At 64.3% G+C, this 20630-nt stretch carries 18 protein-coding genes and 1 tRNA gene; 14 read left to right on the forward strand and 5 right to left on the reverse strand.

All coding sequences use genetic code 11. The features are described 5' to 3' along the window. Positions 1-12: 12 nt before the first annotated feature. Positions 13-1743, reverse strand: coding sequence for a dipeptidase (locus tag ABIC76_RS18790; RefSeq protein ID WP_354534889.1), 1731 nt, complete (start codon positions 1741-1743; stop codon positions 13-15). Between the two features lie 132 nt (positions 1744-1875). Here ABIC76_RS18790 and ABIC76_RS18795 point away from each other — a divergent pair, with 132 nt between their 5' ends. Together ABIC76_RS18795 and ABIC76_RS18800 are read left to right on the forward strand one after the other, a co-directional pair. Continuing rightward, positions 1876-2274: a nuclear transport factor 2 family protein gene (locus ABIC76_RS18795; protein WP_354534890.1), complete on the forward strand. Its 399-nt coding sequence runs from the start codon at positions 1876-1878 to the stop codon at positions 2272-2274. A 90-nt stretch (positions 2275-2364) separates the two neighbouring features. Further along, a tRNA-His gene (locus ABIC76_RS18800) sits at positions 2365-2440 on the forward strand. 73 nt (positions 2441-2513) lie between these two features. Here the strand turns inward: ABIC76_RS18800 and dusA are convergent. Next, positions 2514-3548, reverse strand: a complete 1035-nt coding sequence (gene dusA, locus ABIC76_RS18805; RefSeq protein ID WP_354534891.1) for a tRNA dihydrouridine(20/20a) synthase DusA — start codon at positions 3546-3548, stop codon at positions 2514-2516. Positions 3549-3591: 43 nt separating this feature from the next. Beyond that, positions 3592-4701 carry an enoyl-CoA hydratase/isomerase family protein gene (locus ABIC76_RS18810; protein ID WP_354534892.1) on the reverse strand — a complete coding sequence of 370 codons (1110 nt, stop codon included), beginning with the start codon at positions 4699-4701 and terminating at the stop codon, positions 3592-3594. A gap of 146 nt (positions 4702-4847) precedes the next feature. Here ABIC76_RS18810 and ABIC76_RS18815 point away from each other — a divergent pair, with 146 nt between their 5' ends. Next, positions 4848-5753, forward strand: a complete 906-nt coding sequence (locus ABIC76_RS18815) for a sterol desaturase family protein (protein WP_354534893.1) — start codon at positions 4848-4850, stop codon at positions 5751-5753. Here the strand turns inward: ABIC76_RS18815 and ABIC76_RS18820 are convergent. Next, positions 5746-6615 carry a LysR substrate-binding domain-containing protein gene (locus ABIC76_RS18820; protein ID WP_102067053.1) on the reverse strand — a complete coding sequence of 290 codons (870 nt, stop codon included), beginning with the start codon at positions 6613-6615 and terminating at the stop codon, positions 5746-5748. The genes ABIC76_RS18815 and ABIC76_RS18820 overlap by 8 nt on opposite strands. A gap of 187 nt (positions 6616-6802) precedes the next feature. Between ABIC76_RS18820 and ABIC76_RS18825 the strand changes: the two genes are divergently transcribed. The 7 genes from ABIC76_RS18825 (at position 6803) to metC (ending at position 13391) form a co-directional block, all read left to right on the forward strand. Next, entirely contained in the window at positions 6803-7639 is an 837-nt protein-coding gene (locus tag ABIC76_RS18825) for a transporter substrate-binding domain-containing protein (protein WP_102067052.1), read from the forward strand. Positions 7640-7655: 16 nt separating this feature from the next. Further along, a complete protein-coding gene (locus ABIC76_RS18830) occupies positions 7656-8348 on the forward strand; it encodes an amino acid ABC transporter permease (RefSeq protein ID WP_147213545.1) in 693 nt (230 codons plus the stop codon). A gap of 4 nt (positions 8349-8352) precedes the next feature. Continuing rightward, positions 8353-9045 carry an amino acid ABC transporter permease gene (locus ABIC76_RS18835; protein WP_102067050.1) on the forward strand — a complete coding sequence of 231 codons (693 nt, stop codon included), beginning with the start codon at positions 8353-8355 and terminating at the stop codon, positions 9043-9045. Positions 9046-9073: 28 nt separating this feature from the next. Beyond that, positions 9074-9829, forward strand: a complete 756-nt coding sequence (locus ABIC76_RS18840) for an amino acid ABC transporter ATP-binding protein (RefSeq protein WP_102067049.1) — start codon at positions 9074-9076, stop codon at positions 9827-9829. A gap of 74 nt (positions 9830-9903) precedes the next feature. Beyond that, positions 9904-10497, forward strand: a complete 594-nt coding sequence (locus tag ABIC76_RS18845) for a cysteine dioxygenase family protein (protein ID WP_260780724.1) — start codon at positions 9904-9906, stop codon at positions 10495-10497. A 90-nt stretch (positions 10498-10587) separates the two neighbouring features. Beyond that, positions 10588-12177, forward strand: a complete 1590-nt coding sequence (locus tag ABIC76_RS18850) for a rhodanese-like domain-containing protein (protein WP_354534894.1) — start codon at positions 10588-10590, stop codon at positions 12175-12177. Positions 12178-12203: 26 nt separating this feature from the next. Further along, on the forward strand, positions 12204-13391 hold the full coding sequence (gene metC, locus ABIC76_RS18855) for a cystathionine beta-lyase (RefSeq protein WP_354534895.1): 1188 nt from the start codon (positions 12204-12206) through the stop codon (positions 13389-13391). Between the two features lie 72 nt (positions 13392-13463). Here metC and typA read toward each other — a convergent pair whose 3' ends face one another. After that, on the reverse strand, positions 13464-15284 hold the full coding sequence (gene typA / locus ABIC76_RS18860; protein ID WP_102067047.1) for a translational GTPase TypA: 1821 nt from the start codon (positions 15282-15284) through the stop codon (positions 13464-13466). 250 nt (positions 15285-15534) lie between these two features. On the opposite strand from typA, the gene ABIC76_RS18865 reads away from it, so the two are divergent. From ABIC76_RS18865 to ABIC76_RS18880, 4 genes are all read left to right on the forward strand, one after another. Beyond that, positions 15535-16056, forward strand: coding sequence for a MarR family winged helix-turn-helix transcriptional regulator (locus ABIC76_RS18865; RefSeq protein ID WP_257878195.1), 522 nt, complete (start codon positions 15535-15537; stop codon positions 16054-16056). 69 nt (positions 16057-16125) lie between these two features. Continuing rightward, complete coding sequence (locus ABIC76_RS18870) at positions 16126-17655, forward strand: AdeC/AdeK/OprM family multidrug efflux complex outer membrane factor (RefSeq protein WP_102067046.1); 1530 nt, start codon at positions 16126-16128, stop codon at positions 17653-17655. Positions 17656-17721: 66 nt separating this feature from the next. Further along, entirely contained in the window at positions 17722-19011 is a 1290-nt protein-coding gene (locus ABIC76_RS18875) for an HlyD family secretion protein (RefSeq protein ID WP_102067045.1), read from the forward strand. 3 nt (positions 19012-19014) lie between these two features. Then, positions 19015-20571, forward strand: coding sequence for a DHA2 family efflux MFS transporter permease subunit (locus ABIC76_RS18880; RefSeq protein ID WP_065857741.1), 1557 nt, complete (start codon positions 19015-19017; stop codon positions 20569-20571). The last annotated feature ends 59 nt before the right edge of the window (positions 20572-20630 follow it).

Below are 20630 nucleotides of genomic sequence, written 5' to 3' on the forward strand. Positions count from 1 at the left end.
CGTCGGTGTCGGTTATTGCATCGACGGCAGATTGCCGATGCGCACCAGCATCTCGGTGAACATCTGCATATCGAGATCGAGGTCCGGCACTTCCTTGTACTCGTTGGCGTTGTGCGCGGTGTATTTCTTGCCCGGCATGGCGGGGCCGAAATTGATGGCGTTCGGCATCAGCTTGGCCGTCGTGCTGCCGGCCGTCGGCACGGGCTTGGCATCGAGGCCCGTGGTGTCGCCGTAAATGTTGAGCAGCGTCGACAGCCACGCACCCTTCGGATCGCGCGCCATCCAGTTGCCCTGGTCGTGGTTGATCTCGAGGGCGACATGGTTGGCATTAGCCCATGCGTTGATCTTGCCGGCGATCTCGCCGCGCAGGGCGTCCGGCGTTTTGCCGCGCGGCATGCGCACGTTGGCGGTCACCTCCACGCGGCCATTCTTGTCACCGATCACGGTGGGTGAAATGGTCAGTGGGCCCATGAAGTCGTCCTTGTAGGCGACGCCCATGGTGTTGCCGAGGTAGTCGGTGCCGTACACATCGGCCAGATACCGCACGGCGTGAGCGTAGGCGTTGTCTGCCAGGCCAAGATCGGCTGCACGCAGGAACAGCGCCAGGCGCGGCAACGGGTTGACGCCCTCTTCCGGACGCGAGCCGTGCGCCGACGTGCCGATCACCTTCACGACGATGCTGTCCGCCGTGCGCGCGATGTCGATCGAGAACTTGCCTTGCGCTGCGAGGCTGTTCACAAACGCGTCGCGCTTGGCTTCCAGCGCGGCGGCGGCCACGCCCAGATCCCCGCCCTTGAGCGTGGCGGTGGCCGTTTGCGGGATCGAGCTGGCCGACGCCGCGCCCGTCATCGAAACGATGGCCGTATGCGAAGCATCGCCTGCCTGCGCGGGGAAGAACACCTTGAGCGCGCCCGAACCTTTCTCCGCGACCACAGCCGGATACTTGCTGTCGAGCACGATGTTGTACGCGGGCAATTGGGTGTGCTCGCGGTAATACTTCATGCCGTCGCCACCGGTTTCTTCGGTGGTTTCGATCATCAGGCGGATCGTGCGGGCGAGCGGCACGCCGCTGTCCTTGACCGTTTTCATGGCGTACATCGCGGCGGCAATCGAGCCCTTGTCGTCAATCGTGCCGCGGCCGTACAGCAGATTGCCGACACGCGTGACCTTGAACGGATCGAGCTTGGTGCCGTCGCCGAGCACCCATTCCTCCGCCTTTGCGGGCACGACGTCGGCGTGGGTCAGGATGCCGAATTCGTCCGAGCCGGTGCCGGGCAGCGTGACTTCAAAGACGCGGTTGTCGACGTTGCGGTATTTCAGGCCGAAGTCGCGCGCCATGCCTTCGACCAGCTTGCCAAACGCGACGATGGCGGGGTTTTCGTACTGCGGGATCTTGTCGTCGCGCACTGTCGGCAGCGCGACCATCTTCTCGATCGAAGCAATCACGGCCTGCTGGTTGTGCAGGCGGTTGTACAGCCCCAGCAGGCGCCCGATATTGACGAGGTCATCGCCGGCAAGGGGGGCTTTCTTCTGATACGCGGCGACACTGCCTGCAACTTGCGGATCGGCCTTCGCGGCTGCCGTGAGAAAGCTGTTCAGGTCAGCCGATGCCTTGGATTGCTCGGCGGCGAGCAGCGCGTCGAGTTGCGGTTTCTGAAGCGTGGCGGCAAAGGCGCCGGCGCCGCAAGCCAGCGACAGTGCGATCGTCAGCGAAGACAGGCCAATACGGGCAGTGCGTTGCATCGAAGTGGATTCCGGAAAAGGCGAAGGCGCCATCATAGGGGCGAAGTGCCAGCTACGCATTGTGCACCGCGAAAAACGTTAAACCACGCCGGCTGCGGGGTATGCTTGGGGCTTTCCCAGGAGGCTTGCCGCATGGAACCGTCTCTGGATACCGCCCCCGGTCTGCTGAACGTGCTGGAAGAACTGCGCCGGCGTGAGCCCATTTTCCATCGCCCGGAATTCGGCACGCGCCGCGAAGACTTCGAGCGCATGACCACGGAAGATTTCTGGGAAACCGGTGCCTCGGGCCAGCGCTACAGCCGCAGCTATGTGCTCGGCGTTCTCGATGCGCGGCACGGCCATATCGGCGAGGATTTCTGGCAAACGCGTGATTTCCGCTGCCAGGAGATCGCGCCGGACAACTACTTGCTGACCTACACGCTGGTGCAGTCGAACCGGACGACACGGCGGGCGACGTTGTGGCGGCGAACGGCGGATGGCTGGAAGGTTGTGTACCACCAGGGGACGATAGTCGCGGCGGAGACTCGATGAACTCCGTTGCGAAACCCTCTAGGCAAGTCCAAAGAATGTTTGTATAATCGCTGTTTCCTTGAACGGCAACGCGCTGTTTAAGCGACAACGGTGGCTGTAGCTCAGTTGGTAGAGTCCCAGATTGTGATTCTGGTTGTCGTGGGTTCGAATCCCATCAGTCACCCCAAGTTTCAAGAAAAAGCCCGCATTCGCGGGCTTTTTTGCGTTCAGCGGTCGGGGCAGCGCCCCGTTCCTCTACATCAAACCGCTACCGCCTCCTCGTTCGATTCCTCGCCGCGCCGCAGGTGCGCCCGCGCCTCATCAAACAACGCATGCGCGTCGGCCAACGTCTTGACGCGGCCAAGCGCCTTGGAATCCGACAGTACACGCCGCCAGCCGCGCGCACCTGCTACGCCGCGATACAGCCCCAGCATGTGCCGCACCGCGGCCCCCGCATAGCCGCCACGCTCTACCCAGCGGCCGACGTAGCCGATCATCGCGTCTTCCACCTCGGCGCGCGTCGGGGTCTCGGTGCCTGCGCCGTAGTACCGCGCATCGAACGCAGCCATCAGGTGCGGATGGTGATACGCCTCGCGGCCAATCATGACGCCGTCCACGTGGGCAAGATGCGTGTCGATCTGCTCCAGCGTCTGCACCCCGCCGTTGAGCAGGATTTCCAGATGCGGGAAATCCCGCTTGAGTTGATAGACGACCTCGTAGCGCAACGGCGGAATCTCGCGGTTTTCCTTCGGGCTCAGGCCTTTGAGGATGGCGTTGCGCGCGTGGACGATGAATGTCTCGCAGCCGGCCTCGGCGATGGTGCCGACGAAATCCCGCACAAAATCGTAGGCTTCGATGGCGTCGATGCCGATGCGGTGCTTGACCGTGACCGGAATCGACACCGCATCGCGCATCGCCTTGACACCCTGCGCGACGAGCTTGGGCTCGGCCATCAGGCACGCGCCAAACGCCCCTCGCTGCACGCGCTCCGACGGGCAGCCGCAGTTGAGGTTGATTTCCTTGTAGCCCCACTGCTGGCCGAGGCGCGCGGCCTGGGCCAGGTCGTCAGGTTCGCTGCCGCCGAGCTGCAGCGCCACGGGGTGCTCGACTTCGTCGAAATCGAGGTGACGCGGCACGTCGCCGTGCAGCAGCGCACCGGTGGTCACCATTTCCGTGTAGAGCCACGTGTGGCGCGAGATCTGGCGATGGAAGAACCGGCAATGTCGGTCAGTCCAATCCATCATCGGGGCCACCGACAAGCGGCGAGGGTTCGGCGAGGGGCGTTCAGCGGTCACAGCAAGTCAACGATTCAACATCCAGGCGCGCAGTTTACCGGTTCTAGTCCGACAGCCCCAGCAGCGGATGCTGCTCACGGCGCCACGGCGAAACAAAGAAGGCGTTGACTTCGTCGTCACGCACGGCGTCGATGCTGGCGTGCTTCCACTTGGGCGCATGGTCCTTGTCGACGGCGAGCGCGCGAATGCCTTCGATACCGTCGCCTTCGGCAAACACGTGGGTCATCATGTCGAGTTCGCGGCGCAGCTCATCGGCCAGCGTGGTGTGGCGGCCGCGGCGGATCAGCTCCAGCGTCACCGCCATCATCAACGGCGAGCGCTTGGCCATGTGCGCCGCGGTCTGCGCGGCCCATTCGGCATCCGTGCTGCCGGCCAGATCCGCGAAGATGCCTTGCACGCTGCCCTGGCTGAAGCAGGCGTCGATCGCCTCGCGGTGCGGCGCGATGATGGCCTTGGCATCATCGGGCGCCGATGCGGCTTCGGTAAAGCACGCGGCGATCTGCTCGACGCTGTCCCAGTTGCCGTCGCGCAGACGCTGGACGATGGACGCCAGCGCCTCGGTGCTGACGTGGCAATCGGCGAGGCCGATCGACAGCGCGTCAGCCGCCTCGATCATCTGCCCGGTCACCCCCAGGTATTCGCCCACATGACCCGGCACGCGCGCCAGGAACCAGCCGCCACCCACGTCGGGGAACAGGCCGATGTTCGTTTCGGGCATCGCCATCTTCGTCCGCTCGGTCACGACGCGCAGCGACGCGCCTTGCGAGATGCCCATGCCACCGCCCATGACGACGCCATCCATCAGCGCGATGTAGGGCTTGGCATAACTGAAGATCAGGTGGTTGAGGCGGTATTCCTCGGTGAAGAAGGTGATGAGCTGCGGGTCGCCGGCCGTGGCGGCGCGGTGAAAGAAGCGAATGTCGCCGCCGGCACACAGGGCCTTGCCGCCTTCGCCGCGCAGGATGACGGCGTGGACTTCCGGATCGTGCTGCCACGCCAGCAGCGCATGCGACATCGTGCGGATCATCTCCAGCGACAGCGCGTTCAGCGCCTGCGGCCGGTTCAGCGTCAGCCAGCCGATGCCGCCGCGTACTTCGGCGATCACGTTGGGTTGAACTTCAGCCTGGGGCGCGGGGGAAGCGGTGGATTGCATGTCTCGGATGTTGTTGTGGGAATCACGGCTCGCACTGTACACGACCGCGTATTGAAGCGAGGAAGGGCTCTAGCCTGCCCCCTTTCGCGGCGCGGGTGTTGGGCGTATACCTGCCGGTTGGAGACAACACACATCACAACAATTCAATGACCCCTGCCAACGCCGCCCCGGGCGCGTCGAGTTTCGACCCCGGCCTGATCCTGCTGGCCTTCGCGCCGGTCTTCCTGCTGACCATCGGCGCCGAGGCATGGTACTGGCGCAAGCGCGATCCGTCCGTCTACAGCTTCAAGGACACCGTTTCAAACGCCTGCCTCGCGCTGATGCACCAGGCGTCGGACGCATTCTTCCTGTGGCTGATGATCAAGACCGTGTATTCGTGGACGTACAGCCACGGCCTGCGCGCCGTGCCCGAGACGTGGTGGTCATTCGTGCTGCTCCTGCTGTTGCAGGATTTTCTGTACTACTTCTTCCACCGCGCCAGCCATCGCGTGCGCTGGATGTGGGCGTCGCATGTGACGCACCACTCGTCGGAAGGCATGAATTTTTCGACGGCATTCCGCCAGAGCCTGACCTATCCGATTTCCGGCATGTGGCTGTTCTGGATTCCGCTTGCGTGGATCGGCTTTACGCCGGACTGGGTAATCCTGGCCGTGGGCCTGAACCTGGCGTTCCAGTTTTTCGTCCATACGCGGCTGGGGGCGCTGAATTCGCGCTACGCGGGCTTCTGGCGCTGGCTGGGCCAGTACGTGAATACGCCGTCGGTGCATCGCGTACACCACGCCAAGAATCCGCAGTACATCGACCGCAACTACGCCGGCGTGCTGACCATCTGGGATCGCATGTTCGGCAGCTTCGTGCCGGAGGAGGATGCCCCCGTTTTCGGCATCACGCGGCAAGTCCACACACACAACCCGATCACCCTCACCTTCCACGAATGGCGCGACATGTGGGCCGACGTGTTCCGCGACCGGGACATTCGCTACCTGTGGAAACCACCTGAGTGGCGCAGCCCGCGTGCTGCAGTCACGGCCGAGGCGATGCCGCTCACATGAACGGCGGCCCGAAGCGGGTGGCGACGCGATCGGTGGAATCGAACAGATCGCGCAGCACGGCGCTCGTGCACGTCGGCTGCACGTACAGGTAAAACGCCACTTCCGGCAGGCGCGGCAGGCCATCGGCTTCGGTCAGCACACGCATGTTGGCATCGAGCAATTCGGTCGTGCGCGCCGTCACGCCGAGCCCCGCGCTGATCGCGGCCTTGATGCCGGTCAGCGTGGGCGACAGATAACTCGTGCGCCACGGAATGTGGTGCGCGTCCAGGCATTCGATCGACAGCTGGCGGAACAGGCTCAGCTCGTCGGCCATGACCAGCGGCACCGGCGCGGCGGGATTGAAGATGAAGTCTTCCGCGCAGATCCACACCATCGGCGACGTGCGCAGCTTGATGCCGGGAAAGGCATCGTCATAGCGCGTGGAGATCGCCAGATCGAGCGTCTTGTCGCGCAGCGCATCCATCAGGAACGGGCTGCGGCCAACGTTGATTTCCATCTGCAATTCCGGCGATAGCTTCGACAACCGCCGCAGCAGATTCGGCAGGATCGAATCGGCCACATCGTGCGGTGACCCGATGCGGATTTTCTCGATCGGGCCACCGGTCTGGATCACCTGCACGGCCTGGTCGTTCAACGCCAGGATCTTGTGCGCATAGGCAACGAGCCGCACGCCATCGGGCGTCATCGTCTTGTGGCGGCCGCGTTTTTCGAACAGCGCACAGCCCATTTCCTCCTCCAGCCGCTGCATCTGCTGGGTGACCGCAGACTGCGTGCGCCCCACCCGCGCGGCTGCCGCGGCAAACGTTTCGTGCTGTGCGATCGTCACGAAGGTGCGCAGCAGATCGATGTCCAGATTTCTCATCTCGGCCCCGACACTTCAGAGTTTCTAATCGATTCCAGCCAAAAATTAAATTGTTCTGCGCAATTCTGGCCGATAACCTGCCGGAAACACAAATAACACTGAACGAACAATACGTTCAGGCAGACACCCGAGCCGCAGGGACATCGCGGTCCGACACAGAATCGGTTGCATACAAAGGAGGAACATCATGTGGGTATGGAAATGGGCACAGGCCGCGGCGACGCTCACCTTGGGCACGCTGGGCGTGGCGAGCGTGGCGCATGCCGACGCGCTGGCCGACATCAAGTCGCGCGGCACGCTCGTCTGCGGCACCCAGAACGCCAGCGAGCCGTATGCCTTTCCCGACGCCGCAACGCGGCAGATCGTCGGCTTTGACGTGGATGTGTGCAGCGCATTGGCTAAGGGCCTGGGGGTCAAGCTGGAGCACCGCGCGCTGTCGACCGATGCCCGCATTCCCGAACTGAAGACGCATCGCGTGGATGTCCTGGCCGCTGCCGTGGCGTGGATGCCGGCGCGCGCCGCGCAGGTCGATTTCAGCAACCAGTATTTCGTGGCACCGATCCGTGTGCTGGTGCGGGCGGACTCGCCCATCCAGACGCTCGATCAGCTCGCCAACAAGAAGATCGCCGCCTCGGAAGGTTCCAGCTCGGCGGCGGTGTCGGTGACGCGCCTGCCGGATTCGCGGCTGCTGACGTTCCACGATATTTCATCGGCGTATCTGGCGTTGCAGCAAGGCAAGGTTGATGGGCTGGTGGCGGGGCAGCTCGTGCTGGCGCGCTTTGCCAACGAGGCTGCGCAGAAAGGCGGGCAGCAATATCGCCTGCTGAACGCGCCGGTTTATGAAGAGCGCTGGGGCGTGGTGATGAACAAGAACGAGCCTGCGCTCATGGCCGCCGTCAACAAGGTGCTGGCCGATTACGACCAATCGAGCGGCCTGCAGACGAGCTTCGACAAGTGGCTCGGCGCCAAGTCGGTCTACAAGTTCTCGCGCGACTACAAGGTCGAACCGATCAAGCCGCAGTAAGCCCCGGGCGGCCGACATGTTCGATCTCTCCTTCCTGCTCGAAGACGGCTATTTGCGCCTCTTGCGGGACGGCATTCTGACCACGCTGCGTCTGTTTGTCGTCTCGGGCCTGCTGGCCATCGCCGTCGGGGTGTCGCTGGCAACGCTGCGGGCGCTGCCGGTGCGCGTGTTCAAGGCGTTCGTCATCGTGGTTGTGGAATACCACCGCAACGTGCCGATGCTGGTGCAGATCCTGGTGTGGTATTTCGGCGTGCCGCAGTTGCTGCCGGAATCGCTCAAAGCCTGGATCAACGCCGGCAACACCGAATTCTTCTTTGCGGCGATTGCCCTGGCGCTGAACTCAGGCGCGTTCATCTCCGAAGACCTGCGTTCGGGCCTGCGTGCGATTCCGCATACGCAGCAGGAGGCGGCGTGGTCGATAGGCCTGACGCATCTGCAGGCGCTGCGCTACGTGATCCTGCCGCAGGCGATTCGCGTGGCGCTGCCCGCGCTGCTCAACCAGGCATTGCTGTTGTTCAAGAACAGCTCGCTGGCGATGGCCATCGGTGTGCATGAACTGCTTTATCGCACCCGGCAGATCGACAACCTCACCTTCCGCACGTTCGACGTATTCCTCATCGCCACGCTGCTGTATCTGCTCGGCACGCTCGCGTTGATGGCACTGTCGGAACGCGTGGCCAAGCGTCGAACGACGCCGCTGGGAGTCTGACGCCATGCTTGAAATCCTGCATGACTATCTGGCGTTGTTCCTGGTCGGGTCGTGGCCGAATGGGCCGCTCGGCGGCGTGGCGGTAACGCTGGTGCTCTCGGTGCTGGGCTTGGTGATATCGTTCCCGATTGCCGTGCTGATCGGGCTGGCACACGTGAGCCCTTGGCGCTGGCTGCGTCGCATTGCCGGTGTGTGGTCGCGCCTGGTGCGCGGCATTCCGCTGCTGATGATCATCTTCTGGGCGTACTTTGCGGTGCCGCTGCTAGTGGGCAAGGAGGTGTCGGCGTTCACCACGGCGGTCTGCGCAATCATCGTTTACGAAAGCGCATTCCTCTCGCAGATCGTGCGCGCCGGGCTCGAAGGCCTGCCGCGCGGGCAGATGGAAGCCGCGCGCTCGAATGGCCTGTCGTGGCTACAGAGCATGCGCTACGTGCAGCTGCCGCAAGCGCTGACCAACATGCTGCCGTCGATCGTCAACCAGTTCGTGTCGATCATCAAGGCAACGTCGCTCGCCTATGTGATTGGCGTGCCGGAGCTGACGTACTCGGCCGCGCAGGTCAACACCATCACGCTGACCAAGCCGCTCGAGACCTTTCTCGTGCTGGCAGCCTTCTACTTCGTTTTGTGCTTCGCCATCTCGCGGTTCGCGGGACAGCTGGAGCGCCGCATTGCCCGCCATCGCGCCGGGCTGGCCTAGGAACAATCCCTGCCGGAGACACCATCCCATGCTGGCATTTCAAAACGTCGACAAGTACTACGACGACTACCACGCACTCAAAGGCATCAACGCCACCATCGAGCGCGGTGAAGTCGTCGTGGTGTGCGGCCCCTCGGGCTCGGGAAAATCCACGTTGATCCGCACCGTCACGCGGCTGGAGGCCATCCAGGGCGGATGCATCCGCTTCGAGGGGCGCGATGTCCATGCACGCGACATGCGCGTCAACGAGCTGCGTGCGCGCATCGGCTTCGTGTTCCAGAACTTCAACCTGTTCCAGAACCTCTCGGTGCGGCAGAACCTGATTCTCGGGCCGACCAAGGTGCTCGGCCTGTCGCGCGACGAAGCGACGGCGCAGGCCGAGGCGCTGCTTGCCAAGGTGGGCCTTGCTCACAAGATCGACGCGATGCCCGCCAACCTGTCGGGCGGCCAGCAGCAGCGCGTGGCCATTGCGCGGGCGCTGGCAATGAAGCCGCCGCTCATGCTGTTCGACGAGCCGACCAGCGCGCTCGATCCCGAGATGGTGCAAGAGGTGCTGCATGTGATGCGCGAGCTGGCCGGCGACGGGCTCACGATGATGATCGTGACCCACGAGATGGGCTTCGCGCGCGACGTATCGAGCCGCGTCTGGTTCATGGACCAGGGCCAGCTGCTGGAGGACGCGCCGCCCGACCAGTTCTTCAGTCGCCCGAAGCACGCCCGCGCACAGCGCTTCCTGCAAGACGTCCTGCGACCTGCGCCCCGCATTGCCGAACTCGTCGCCTGATGCCGACACCGACAACGACAACAACGCCGCGAAATACAACGCAAGGCGCCCCAATCCCTCAGGAGAATCCATTCATGACCACGTCTCTTCCTCAACAACGCCAAGCGGCCGTGACCGATGCCATTGCCGCCATGAAAGCCGCGCTCGCGCCCGAAGGTGAAACGCGTCGCGCCCTGGCCGACGTGCTCGAAGAGGTCAAAGGCCTCGCCGCGCGCACCGAGTTCTGGCAAGACACCGATTTCCCGGCCCCCGCCGACGGCGAGCTGCAAGCCCGCTACCTGATTCACGAAGACGCCGACCAGACGTACGCGCTGTACCTGAACGTCATGCGCCCCGGCAAGAAGATCACGCCGCACAACCACACCACGTGGGCCTGCATCGCCGCGGTGGACGGCACGGAATACAACTATGTCTACCGCCGCACCGACGACCGCGCCACGCCCGGTGTCGGCACGCTGGAAATGACCGACACCGTCGTCGTCGAGCCCGGTACCGGCATCGCGCTGGCGGCCGACGACATCCACGCCGTCGAGATCAAGGGCGAGGCGCCGATCCGCCATCTGCACATGTACGGACGCGCGCTCGAAACGCTGACCGAGCGCATCACGTTCGACCTCGAAACCGGCCGCTATCAGACCATGGGCATCGGCGTGAAGACGCGCCGCTAACCAGCTAGCCGCCATCCAAACCGCGTTGCTTGAAATCCGCGCTGCGTGCGCGGGGGCGTCGCTCACCCCTTTGATTCGTATCGCATCGACATGACATCGTTCGTTACCGCCCAGACCCTGAAAGCGTGGCTGCACGACGGCGCCGAGATCGCGCTGTTCGACGTGCGCGAGCACGGCCAGTACGGCGAAGCCCACCTCTTCTACGCCATCCCGCTGCCGTACAGCCGTCTTGAGATCGACGCCCCGCGCCTCGCGCCCCGCCGCGCTGTGCGCATGGTCATTTATGACGACAACGACGGCGTTGCCGAGCGCGCCGCCGAACGCCTGAACGCCATCGGCTACACCAGCGTGCACGTACTTGAAGGCGGCGCACAAGGCTGGGCGCACGCAGGCTTCACGCTGTTTGCCGGCGTCAACGTGCCCTCCAAGACCTTCGGTGAACTCGTCGAGATGGCGTACCACACGCCGCGCGTCACTGCGCGTGAACTTGCGGCCATGCGTGAACGCGGCGACGACGTCGTCATCGTCGATGGCCGCCCCGTCAGCGAATACCTGAAGATGACGATCCCGTCGTCGATCTGCTGCCCGAACGGCGAGCTGGGACTGCGCATCCGCGAGCTTGTGCCCGACGCGACCACACCGATCGTGGTCAATTGCGCGGGCCGCACGCGCAGCATCATCGGCGCGCAGACGCTCATCAACCTCGGCATCCCGAACCCGGTGATGGCCCTGGAGAACGGCACGCAAGGCTGGTATCTGGAAGACCTGCCGCTGGAGCATGGCAGCACACGTCGCTATCCCGATGTCATTGCCCCGGCCACCGTCAAAGACATGCGCGAGGCCAGCCAGCAACTCGCCACACGTTTTGCCGTGCCCGAGGTGGATGCGGCCACGCTCGCACGCTGGGTTGCGCAAGGCGAACACAGCCTCTTCCTCTGCGATGTCCGCACACCCGAGGAGTTCGCCAGCGGCAGCCTGCCGGGGGCACAGCATGCGCCGGGCGGCCAGTTGATCCAGGCAACCGATCAGTACGTCGGCGTGCGCCATGCCCGCCTTGTGCTGTTCGACGCCGACGGCGTGCGCGCGCCAATCGTTGCGAGCTGGCTGCGGCAACTCGGCCACGATGCCTATGTGCTGCGTGAGGGGTTGAACAGCAATGCGAGCCTGCCGGCCCCCACGACCACGCTGCCGCAGCCGTTGCCCGAGATCAGCGCGCAGGCACTTGCCGGCGCGCTGGGGGCAGGCACCGCGCACGTCATCGACTTGCGCCCCAGCATGGCTTTCCGCCGCGCCCATGTGCCTGGCGCCACCTGGGCCATTCGCCCGCGCTTGCCGGCTCTGGCGGTTGATCGCGACACCGTCCTGATTGCCGACGATCCGCGCATCGCACAGCTCGCCGCGGCAGATTGGATCGCACAAGCGCCGCAGGCCGCATCGCGACTCAAACTGCTGGGCGGCGGTATCAATGCGTGGACTGCCGCCGGCTACGCCACCGAAGGTTCCGAGAACGCACCGCCCGACGCCGATTGCATCGACTATCTCTTCTTCGTGCATGATCGGCACGACGGCAACAAGGCTGCGGCCAGGCAATACCTGGCCTGGGAAACCGGCCTCCTCGCCCAGCTCGATGCGCAGGAACTTGGCGCCTTCCGCGTGGGCGCCGCTGCCGTACAGCCATGACACGCAACCGACAGGATCCACACACCATGTCATCGCAGAAAACGGAGCCACGACTGGCCACCCGCCTGGTCAAAGGCGGCACCTCGCCGGCATTCGAAGGCGGTCGGGCCGTCAACCCGCCCGTCGTGCGCGCCTCCACCGTGCTGTTCGATTCGATGGACGACATGAACGACGCACGGCGCCGCCGCGGCACCGAACGCATGTTCACCTACGGCGCGCGCGGCAACCCGACGGGCTTCGCGTTGGAAGACGTCGTCGCCCAACTCGAAGGCGGCCATCGCACGCGACTCTTCCCGACGGGGCTCGCCGCCATCTCCATGGTGTTCCTCGCCTTCACGCGCCCTGGCGAGCATGTGTTGATTGCCGATTGCGTCTACCAGCCGCTGCGCCATTTCGTCGATACGTTCCTGCGCCCCTGGGGCGTGGAAGTGACGTACTTCCGCGCGGACGGCACCGATGTCGCACAGCAATTCAAGCCGACGACCAGGCTCGTCTACGTGGAATGCCCGGGCTCGCTCGTCTACGAGATGTGCGATCTGCCTGCACTGGCCGAGATCGCGCATCGCCATGGAGCACTCGTCGTCGCCGACAACACGTGGGGCTCGGGCCTGCAATACCGTCCGCTCACGCTCGGTGCAGACGTTTCCATCATGGCGGCGACCAAATACCTCAGCGGCCACTCCGATGTGATGATGGGCACAGTCACCACCACGCAAGCGTGCTGGCAAACCCTCGCCACGATGTGCGACGCGCAGGGCGTGGCGGTCAGCCCTGACGATGCCTACCTCGTGCTGCGCGGCACCCGCACGCTGGCGGCGCGCCTTGCCATGCACGAACGCCACGCGCTGGAGATTGCGCGCTGGCTGGTGGCGCGGCCAGACGTCGCTCGGGTCTTCTGCCCCGCCCTTCCCGACGATCCCGGACACGCCCTCTGGCAACGCGATTGCACCGGCACCAACGGACTGGTCTCATTCGAATTTGCCCACGCCGATCTGCAAACCGCCGCGCGCTTCGTCGATGCGCTAACGCTGTTCGGCATCGGCGCCTCGTGGGGTGGGTTCGAGAGCCTGGCAACGGTCAGCAACGTGGCGGGCACGCGCACCTGCACGGATTGGTCCGCCGCCGGCCCGATCGTGCGCCTGCACATCGGACTGGAAGACCCGCAAGACCTGATCGACGATCTGGCGCAAGCCTTCGCGCGCATTCAGGCATAACGCCAGCGTTATCGCCGAGCAAAAAAACGCCCCGAAACCTCGGGGCGTTCTTCTTGGCAGATCGACTGGCGATCAGACCGCTTCTTCACGCGATGCGCGCTTGCGCTCGTGTTCCTTCAGGTGGCGCTTGCGCAGGCGGATGCTCTTCGGCGTGACTTCCACCAACTCGTCGTCGGCGATGAATTCCACCGCGTATTCCAGCGACATCTGGATCGGCGGCACCAGGCGCACGGCTTCGTCGGTACCCGACGCACGCACGTTGGTCAGCTGCTTGCCCTTGATCGGGTTGACGACCAGGTCATTGTCGCGGCTGTGGATGCCGATGATCATGCCTTCGTACAGCGCGTCGCCCGGCGACACGAACATGCGGCCGCGATCCTGCAGCTTCCACAGCGCGTAGGCCACGGCAGCGCCGTCATCCTGCGAGATCAGCACGCCGTTGTGACGCTCGCCCAGGTCGCCTTCCTTGACCGGGGAGTAGTCGTCGAAGATGTGGCTGATCAGGCCCGTGCCACGCGTCAGCGTCAGGAATTCACCCTGGAAGCCGATCAGGCCACGGGCGGGAATGCGGTATTCCAGACGCGTACGGCCCTTGCCGTCCGACGCCATGTCGAGCAGTTCGCCCTTGCGGCGGCCCAGCTCTTCCATCACGCCGCCCTGGTGGCTGTCTTCCACGTCCACGGTCAGGCGTTCGAACGGTTCGCACTTCACGCCGTCGATTTCCTTAAACACCACGCGCGGGCGCGACACGGCCAGTTCGTAGCCTTCACGGCGCATGTTTTCCACCAGAATCGTCAGGTGCAGTTCGCCACGGCCCGACACTTCGAAAACCGTGTCGTCGCCGGTGTCCTTCACGCGCAGTGCCACGTTCGACTTCAGCTCACGGTCCAGACGGTCGCGCAGCTGGCGGCTCGTCACGAACTTGCCTTCGCGGCCCGCCAGCGGCGAGGTGTTGACGCAGAAATTCATCGTCAGCGTCGGCTCGTCCACCTTCAGCATCGGCAGCGCGTCCTGGGCGTCCGGAGCACACACCGTGCAGCCGATGCCCAGCTCTTCAATACCGTTGATCAGCACGATGTCGCCGGCTTCCGCTTCCTGCACCAGCTCGCGCTCCAGGCCGCGGAACTTCAGCACCTGGTTGACGCGACCCTTGATCGGTGCGCCTTCCGGGCCGAACTTGACCACCACGTCCTGCAGCGGACGCACGCGGCCACGCGTGATACGGCCCACACCGATCTTGCCAACGTAGCTCGAGTAGTCGAGCGAGATGATCTGCAGCTGCAGCGGGCCGTTCGGGTCATCGTCACGCTGCGGCACCTTCTCGAGAATGGTCTCGAACAGTGGCTTCATGTCGCCGCTGCGCACATCGTCGGTCAAGCCGGCGTAGCCGTTCAGGCCCGAGGCGTACACGATGGGGAAGTCCAGCTGCTCGTCAGTGGCGCCCAGCTTGTCGAACAGTTCGAAGGTCTCGTTGATCACCCAGTCCGGACGTGCGCCCGGGCGGTCCACCTTGTTGACCACAACGATCGGCTTCAGGCCCAGGGCCAACGCCTTGCGCGTCACGAAGCGCGTCTGCGGCATCGGACCTTCTTGGGCATCCACCAGCAGCAGCACGCCGTCGACCATCGACAGCACACGCTCCACCTCGCCGCCGAAGTCGGCGTGCCCCGGCGTGTCGACGATGTTGATGTGCGTGCCGTTGTATTCGACCGCGCAGTTCTTGGCCAGGATCGTGATGCCGCGTTCTTTTTCGATGTCGTTCGAATCCATCACGCGCTCGGCGATCTGCTCGTTCTCGCGGAACGTGCCGGCTTGGCGGAGGAGCTGGTCGACCAGTGTGGTTTTGCCGTGGTCAACGTGGGCAATGATTGCGATGTTGCGAAGCGCGCGCATGGGATGTGAACTCGAAAAGACGTGACACGAGCCCGGGACAGCACCCAAATTCAGCTCGCGGAATAACCTGACATTCTAGCATGCTGCGATGCGCAAGAGATGACACTCCTTGACTAAACGATGAAGGAACGTTGCCGGAGCGCTTTTCAGGTCACTCATTATTTCTAAAACTGGAATCGCACATTCAGTACCTTGCCGTTTGCTGCGCCAATTCGTATATTTGTCCGGACAATGATTGTGCATACATAAGATGTCCGAACAGACAAGACCTGCCACCGAAGTTGCTGCTGCCGGAACGCTCTTCCGGGTGGAGGACTACCGCATGTGCGAAAGCGTTGGCTACCTCGTGGGGCGCGCCAAGACGGCGCTGTCCATGGCCATCGAGCAAGAAGTTGCCGCGATGGATGTGACGCACTCCCAAGCCAGCTGCCTGGTGCTGCTCGCCAACGGCCGCTGTCAGACCGCCACCGATCTCGGCCGCGAACTGAACACCGACATCGGTTCGCTCACCCGCATGCTCAGCCGCATGGAAAAGCGCGGCCTGATCGAGCGCGTGCGCAGCGAGTCCGACCGCCGCGTCGTGCACTTGGAGGTGACCGAAGCCGGCCGCGACTTGGCCGACCGCATGCCGGCCATCTACACGCACGTGCTGAACCGTTTTTTTGCCGGCTTTACTCCGGCTGACGTCGATACGCTGCGCGAGCTTCTCAAGCGCATTCTCAGCAACGGCGCCGCCACGGAAGGCCATCGCGCGCGCCCTGCCGATCACTGACGCCGCTCTGTCCGACATTGCACCGGCTGCCCCGAACGCCCTCCTCGATCGCTTGATACATCAAACAACATGAACGCCTTGAACTCCGCCCCTCAGGCACTTTCGCCCCAAAGCCGCGCAGGCAGCACGCGCGCGCAATGGCCGGCGCGCCTGGGCGTGGCGCTTTCCGCCGTGACGCTGGCTGTGCTGGCCGGCTGCGCCAACCTCGGCAATTCGCACAGCACACAGACACTGACAACGCCGGACCAGTTGGCGAGCGCGCAATCGTTGCCCTCGCAAGGCGGCCAATGGCCGTCGCAGAGCTGGGTCGACCAGTTCAACGATCCGCAACTGCGTGCGCTGGTGGACGAGGCGATCAAAGACAACCCGAACCTGCAGGTCGCCTTTGCGCGCGTGCGTGCTTCGCGTGCGATGGCCGATGTGGTGCGAGGCAATCTGTATCCGAGCGTCGGGCTCGATGCCGAGATGACGCGCCAGCGCCTGTCGGAATACGACATGTTTGAAGGCACGCCGCTGGCCGGCCGCTGGTTCACGGAGTCGAAGATCCAGCTCGGCGTGAGCTACGACCTGGATTTCTGGGGCAAGAATCGCTCCGCGCTGGAAGCCGCGCTGTCTGACGACAAGGCAATGGAAGCGGAAAGCCAGGCTTCGCGGTTGATGCTGTCGACCACGGTTGCCCGCACTTACGCCAAGCTGGCCGCGCTCTACGCGCAGCGGGACGTGGCTGAACGTGCGATCGTGCAACGCAAGGATTTGACCAGCCTTGCCGGGCAGCGCCTGCGTGCCGGTCTGGATACGCAAGTCGAAACCACACAGGCACGCGCCAACGTGGCGGCCGCGCAAACGGAACTTGAGCAGGTCGACGAGCAGATCACGCTCGCACGCAACCAGCTCGCCGCACTGCTGGGCAAGGGCCCGGACCGCGGTTTGGCGATTGCACGCCCCACGCTGCTTGCACAAGCCACGCCCAAGCTGCCTAACAACCTCACCATCGATTTGATTGGCCGTCGCCCGGACCTCGTGGCCGCGCGCTGGCGCGTGGAAGCCGCGTCGAAGGACATCGATGTGGCCAAGGCGCAATTCTTGCCGGACATCAGCCTGACTGCATTCCTGGGGCTCGCTTCGATTGCGCCGGAAAACCTGCTGCTGGGCGCATCGCGTCAGCTCGGTATCGGCCCCGCGCTCAAGCTGCCGATCTTCCAGGGCGGCAAGCTGCGCGCCAATCTGCGCGGCAAGTACGCCAACTATGACGCCGCTGTCGCCAGCTACAACCAGACGCTGACCGAAGCGCTGCACGACACCGCGGACCAGATCACCGCGCTGCATAGCATCGACGCGCAGATCGCGATCCAGCGTACGGCCCTGAGCGAGGCCGAGCGCGCCTACAGCTTGGCCCGTACGCGCTACAGCGCTGGCCTTGGCACCCAACTGGTCGTGCTGAATGCCGAGACGACCGTCCTGCAGCAACGCAAGCTCGCGACCGACCTGCAGGCACGCCGCCTCGACGCGCAGATGGCCCTCATCAAGGCCCTCGGCGGCGGCTATACGGCTGAAGACCTGCCGGGCGCCAAGCCCGAGGCTGCCGCGTCGCATGGCTGACCTGCACTGAATTGAACAGAACTGAACTGAACCGACCGTTCCAACGCATTCTTTCGAGCCAACATCATGAGTGACAACAAGCCCCAAGCCGCACCGTCCGCTGCCCCCGCCCCCGCAGCCCCCGCGGCAACGCCCCCCGGCAACGGCAATGCCAACGGAAAGCGCAAGCGCATGCTGACCACGCTGGCCGCCGCACTGGTGGTTGCCGGCGTCGGCTACGGCCTCTACTGGGGCCTGTACGGCCGCTGGTTCGAGTCCACCGACGACGCCTACGTGCAAGGCAACGTGGTCCAGGTAACGCCGCAGGTGGCGGGCACCGTGGTCGCCATTCGCGCCGACGACACGCAGCTCGTCACCTCCGGCCAGCCCGTGATCGAACTGGACCGCGCCGATGCACGCGTTGCGCTCGAGCAGGCCGAAGCTGCGCTCGCGCAGACGGTGCGCCAGGTGCGCACGCTGTACTCGAACACCAGCGCGTACACCGCCACGCTGGCCATGCGCGAAAGCGATCTCGCCAAAGCGAAGGACGACCTGGCCCGCCGCAAGCAGATCGCCGGTACGGGCGCTGTGTCGCAGGAAGAAATCTCGCACGCGCAGACCGCTGTGCAGGCTGCGCAGTCCGCACTGGAAGCCGCCAAGGAACAGCTGCAGGGCAACCGCGTGCTGACCGAACAGACCACGCTGGAGCGTCACCCGAACGTGTTGCAAGCCGCCGCCAAGGTCCGCGAGGCTTATCTCGCCTATGCGCGTACGAGCCTGCCGGCTTCGGTGACGGGCTATGTGGCCAAGCGTTCGGTGCAGGTCGGCCAGCGCGTCGCCCCGGGCACGCCGCTGATGGCCATCGTGCCGCTGGACCAGCTCTGGGTGGACGCCAACTTCAAGGAAGTGCAGGTGCGCCACATGCGCGTGGGCCAGCCGGTTGAACTGGTGGCTGACGTGTATGGCAGCAGCGTGACGTACCACGGCAAGGTGGTCGGTTTCTCGGCGGGTACGGGCTCGGCGTTTTCGCTGCTGCCGGCACAGAACGCTACTGGCAACTGGATCAAGGTGGTGCAGCGCCTGCCGGTGCGCGTGTCGCTCGACCCGAAGGAGCTGAAGGACCATCCGCTGCGCGTGGGTCTGTCGATGGAGGCCAAGGTCGACATCCATGATGAAGGCGGCCAGAGCCTGGCGACAACACCGGTTGCATCGCCGTTGCAAACGACGGTCTACGACCAGGCCGGCAAGGACGCCGATCAGGTCATCGCAAGCATCATCAGCGCCAACGCTGGTCGCGGCGGTGCAACCGCGCCGGCTGCTTCCAACGTGCCGGCCGTATCGGCTCCGCGCACTTCGCAACCCGCACCCAAGGTCTGACGCATGGCAACCGCCGCGCCCAAGCCGCTACCGCCACTGACCGGCGCCAAACTGGCGATCGGCACAGTTGCGCTGTCGCTGGCCACCTTCATGAACGTGCTGGATTCGTCCATCGCCAACGTGTCGATCCCGGCAATTTCGGGTGACCTGGGCGTGGCCCCGAACCAGGGCACGTGGGTCATCACCTCGTTTGCGGTGGCCAATGCCATTTCGGTGCCGCTGACGGGGTGGCTGACGCAGCGTTTCGGGCAGGTGCGCCTGTTCGTGACCTCCATCATCCTGTTCGTGCTGGCATCCTGGGCGTGCGGCCTGGCGCCCAACATGGGCACGTTGATCACCGCGCGGATCATCCAGGGTGCGGTCGCGGGCCCGATGATCCCGCTGTCGCAATCGTTGCTGCTGTCGACCTATCCCCCAGCCAAGAGTTCGATGGCGCTCGCGCTATGGGGGATGACGACGCTGGTGGCGCCAGTGATGGGGCCGATTCTGGGTGGCTGGATCTCGGACAACATGACGTGGCCGTGGATCTTCTACATCAACATCCCGGTGGGCATTCTGGCGGCGTATGCAACGTGGGTCATCTACAAGGACCGTGAATCGCAAACACGTTCGCTGCCGATCGACAAGATCGGGCTGGCCCTGCTCGTTATCTGGGTGGGCTCGTTGCAGTTGATGCTGGATCGCGGCAAAGAACTCGACTGGTTCAACTCGACCGAGATCATTGTGCTGACCGTCGTCGCCGTCGTGGGCTTCGCCTTCTTCCTGATCTGGGAGCTAACCGAAGACCACCCGGTGGTGGATTTGACCTTGTTCAAGGGCCGCAACTTCAGCGCCGGGGTGGTCGCCATCTCGGTGGCGTACGGGCTGTTCTTCGGCAACCTGGTGATCCTGCCGCTGTGGCTGCAGACCATCGTCGGCTACACCGCCACCGATGCTGGCCTGATCATGGCGCCGGTGGGCATCTTCGCCATCATCCTGTCGCCCGTCATCGGCAAGAACCTGCCGAAGATGGACGCGCGCTGGGTGGCCACAACGGCGTTCCTGACGTTCGCGCTGGTGTTCTGGATGCGCTCGCACTTCACCACGCAGATCGATACGTGGACACTGCTGATCCCGACGCTCATTCAGGGCGCAGCAATGGCGATGTTCTTCATCCCGCTCACGTCGATCATCCTGTCGGGTCTGGCGCCCGAGCGGATTCCGGCGGCCTCGGGCCTGTCGAACTTCGTGCGGATCATGTTCGGTGGTATCGGTGCATCGATATCGACCACGATCTGGGACAACCGCTCTGCCCTGCACCACGCCCAGTTGGTCGAGCATGCGAACGCGTACAACCCCGCCTACACGTCGTCGATCAATCAGTACACGCAACTTGGCATGCCTAACCTGCAGGCCAACGGCGCGATCGAACGTGTGATCTCACAGCAAGCCGCCATGCTGGGGGCCAACGATATCTTCTGGATTTCGGCGGTGCTGTTTATCGTGCTGATCGTCTTCATCTGGTTGACCAAACCAGCGAAGTCGGCAGGCGGTGCGGAAGCGGCAGCCGGGGCACACTGAGCGGACATCCCGCAAACAAAAAAGCCACGCAGCGACGCGTGGCTTTTTTGTTGCGGGTC

This window comes from Ralstonia sp. 1138 (assembly GCF_040544795.1).
GTDB classification, from domain to species: domain Bacteria; phylum Pseudomonadota; class Gammaproteobacteria; order Burkholderiales; family Burkholderiaceae; genus Ralstonia; species Ralstonia flatus.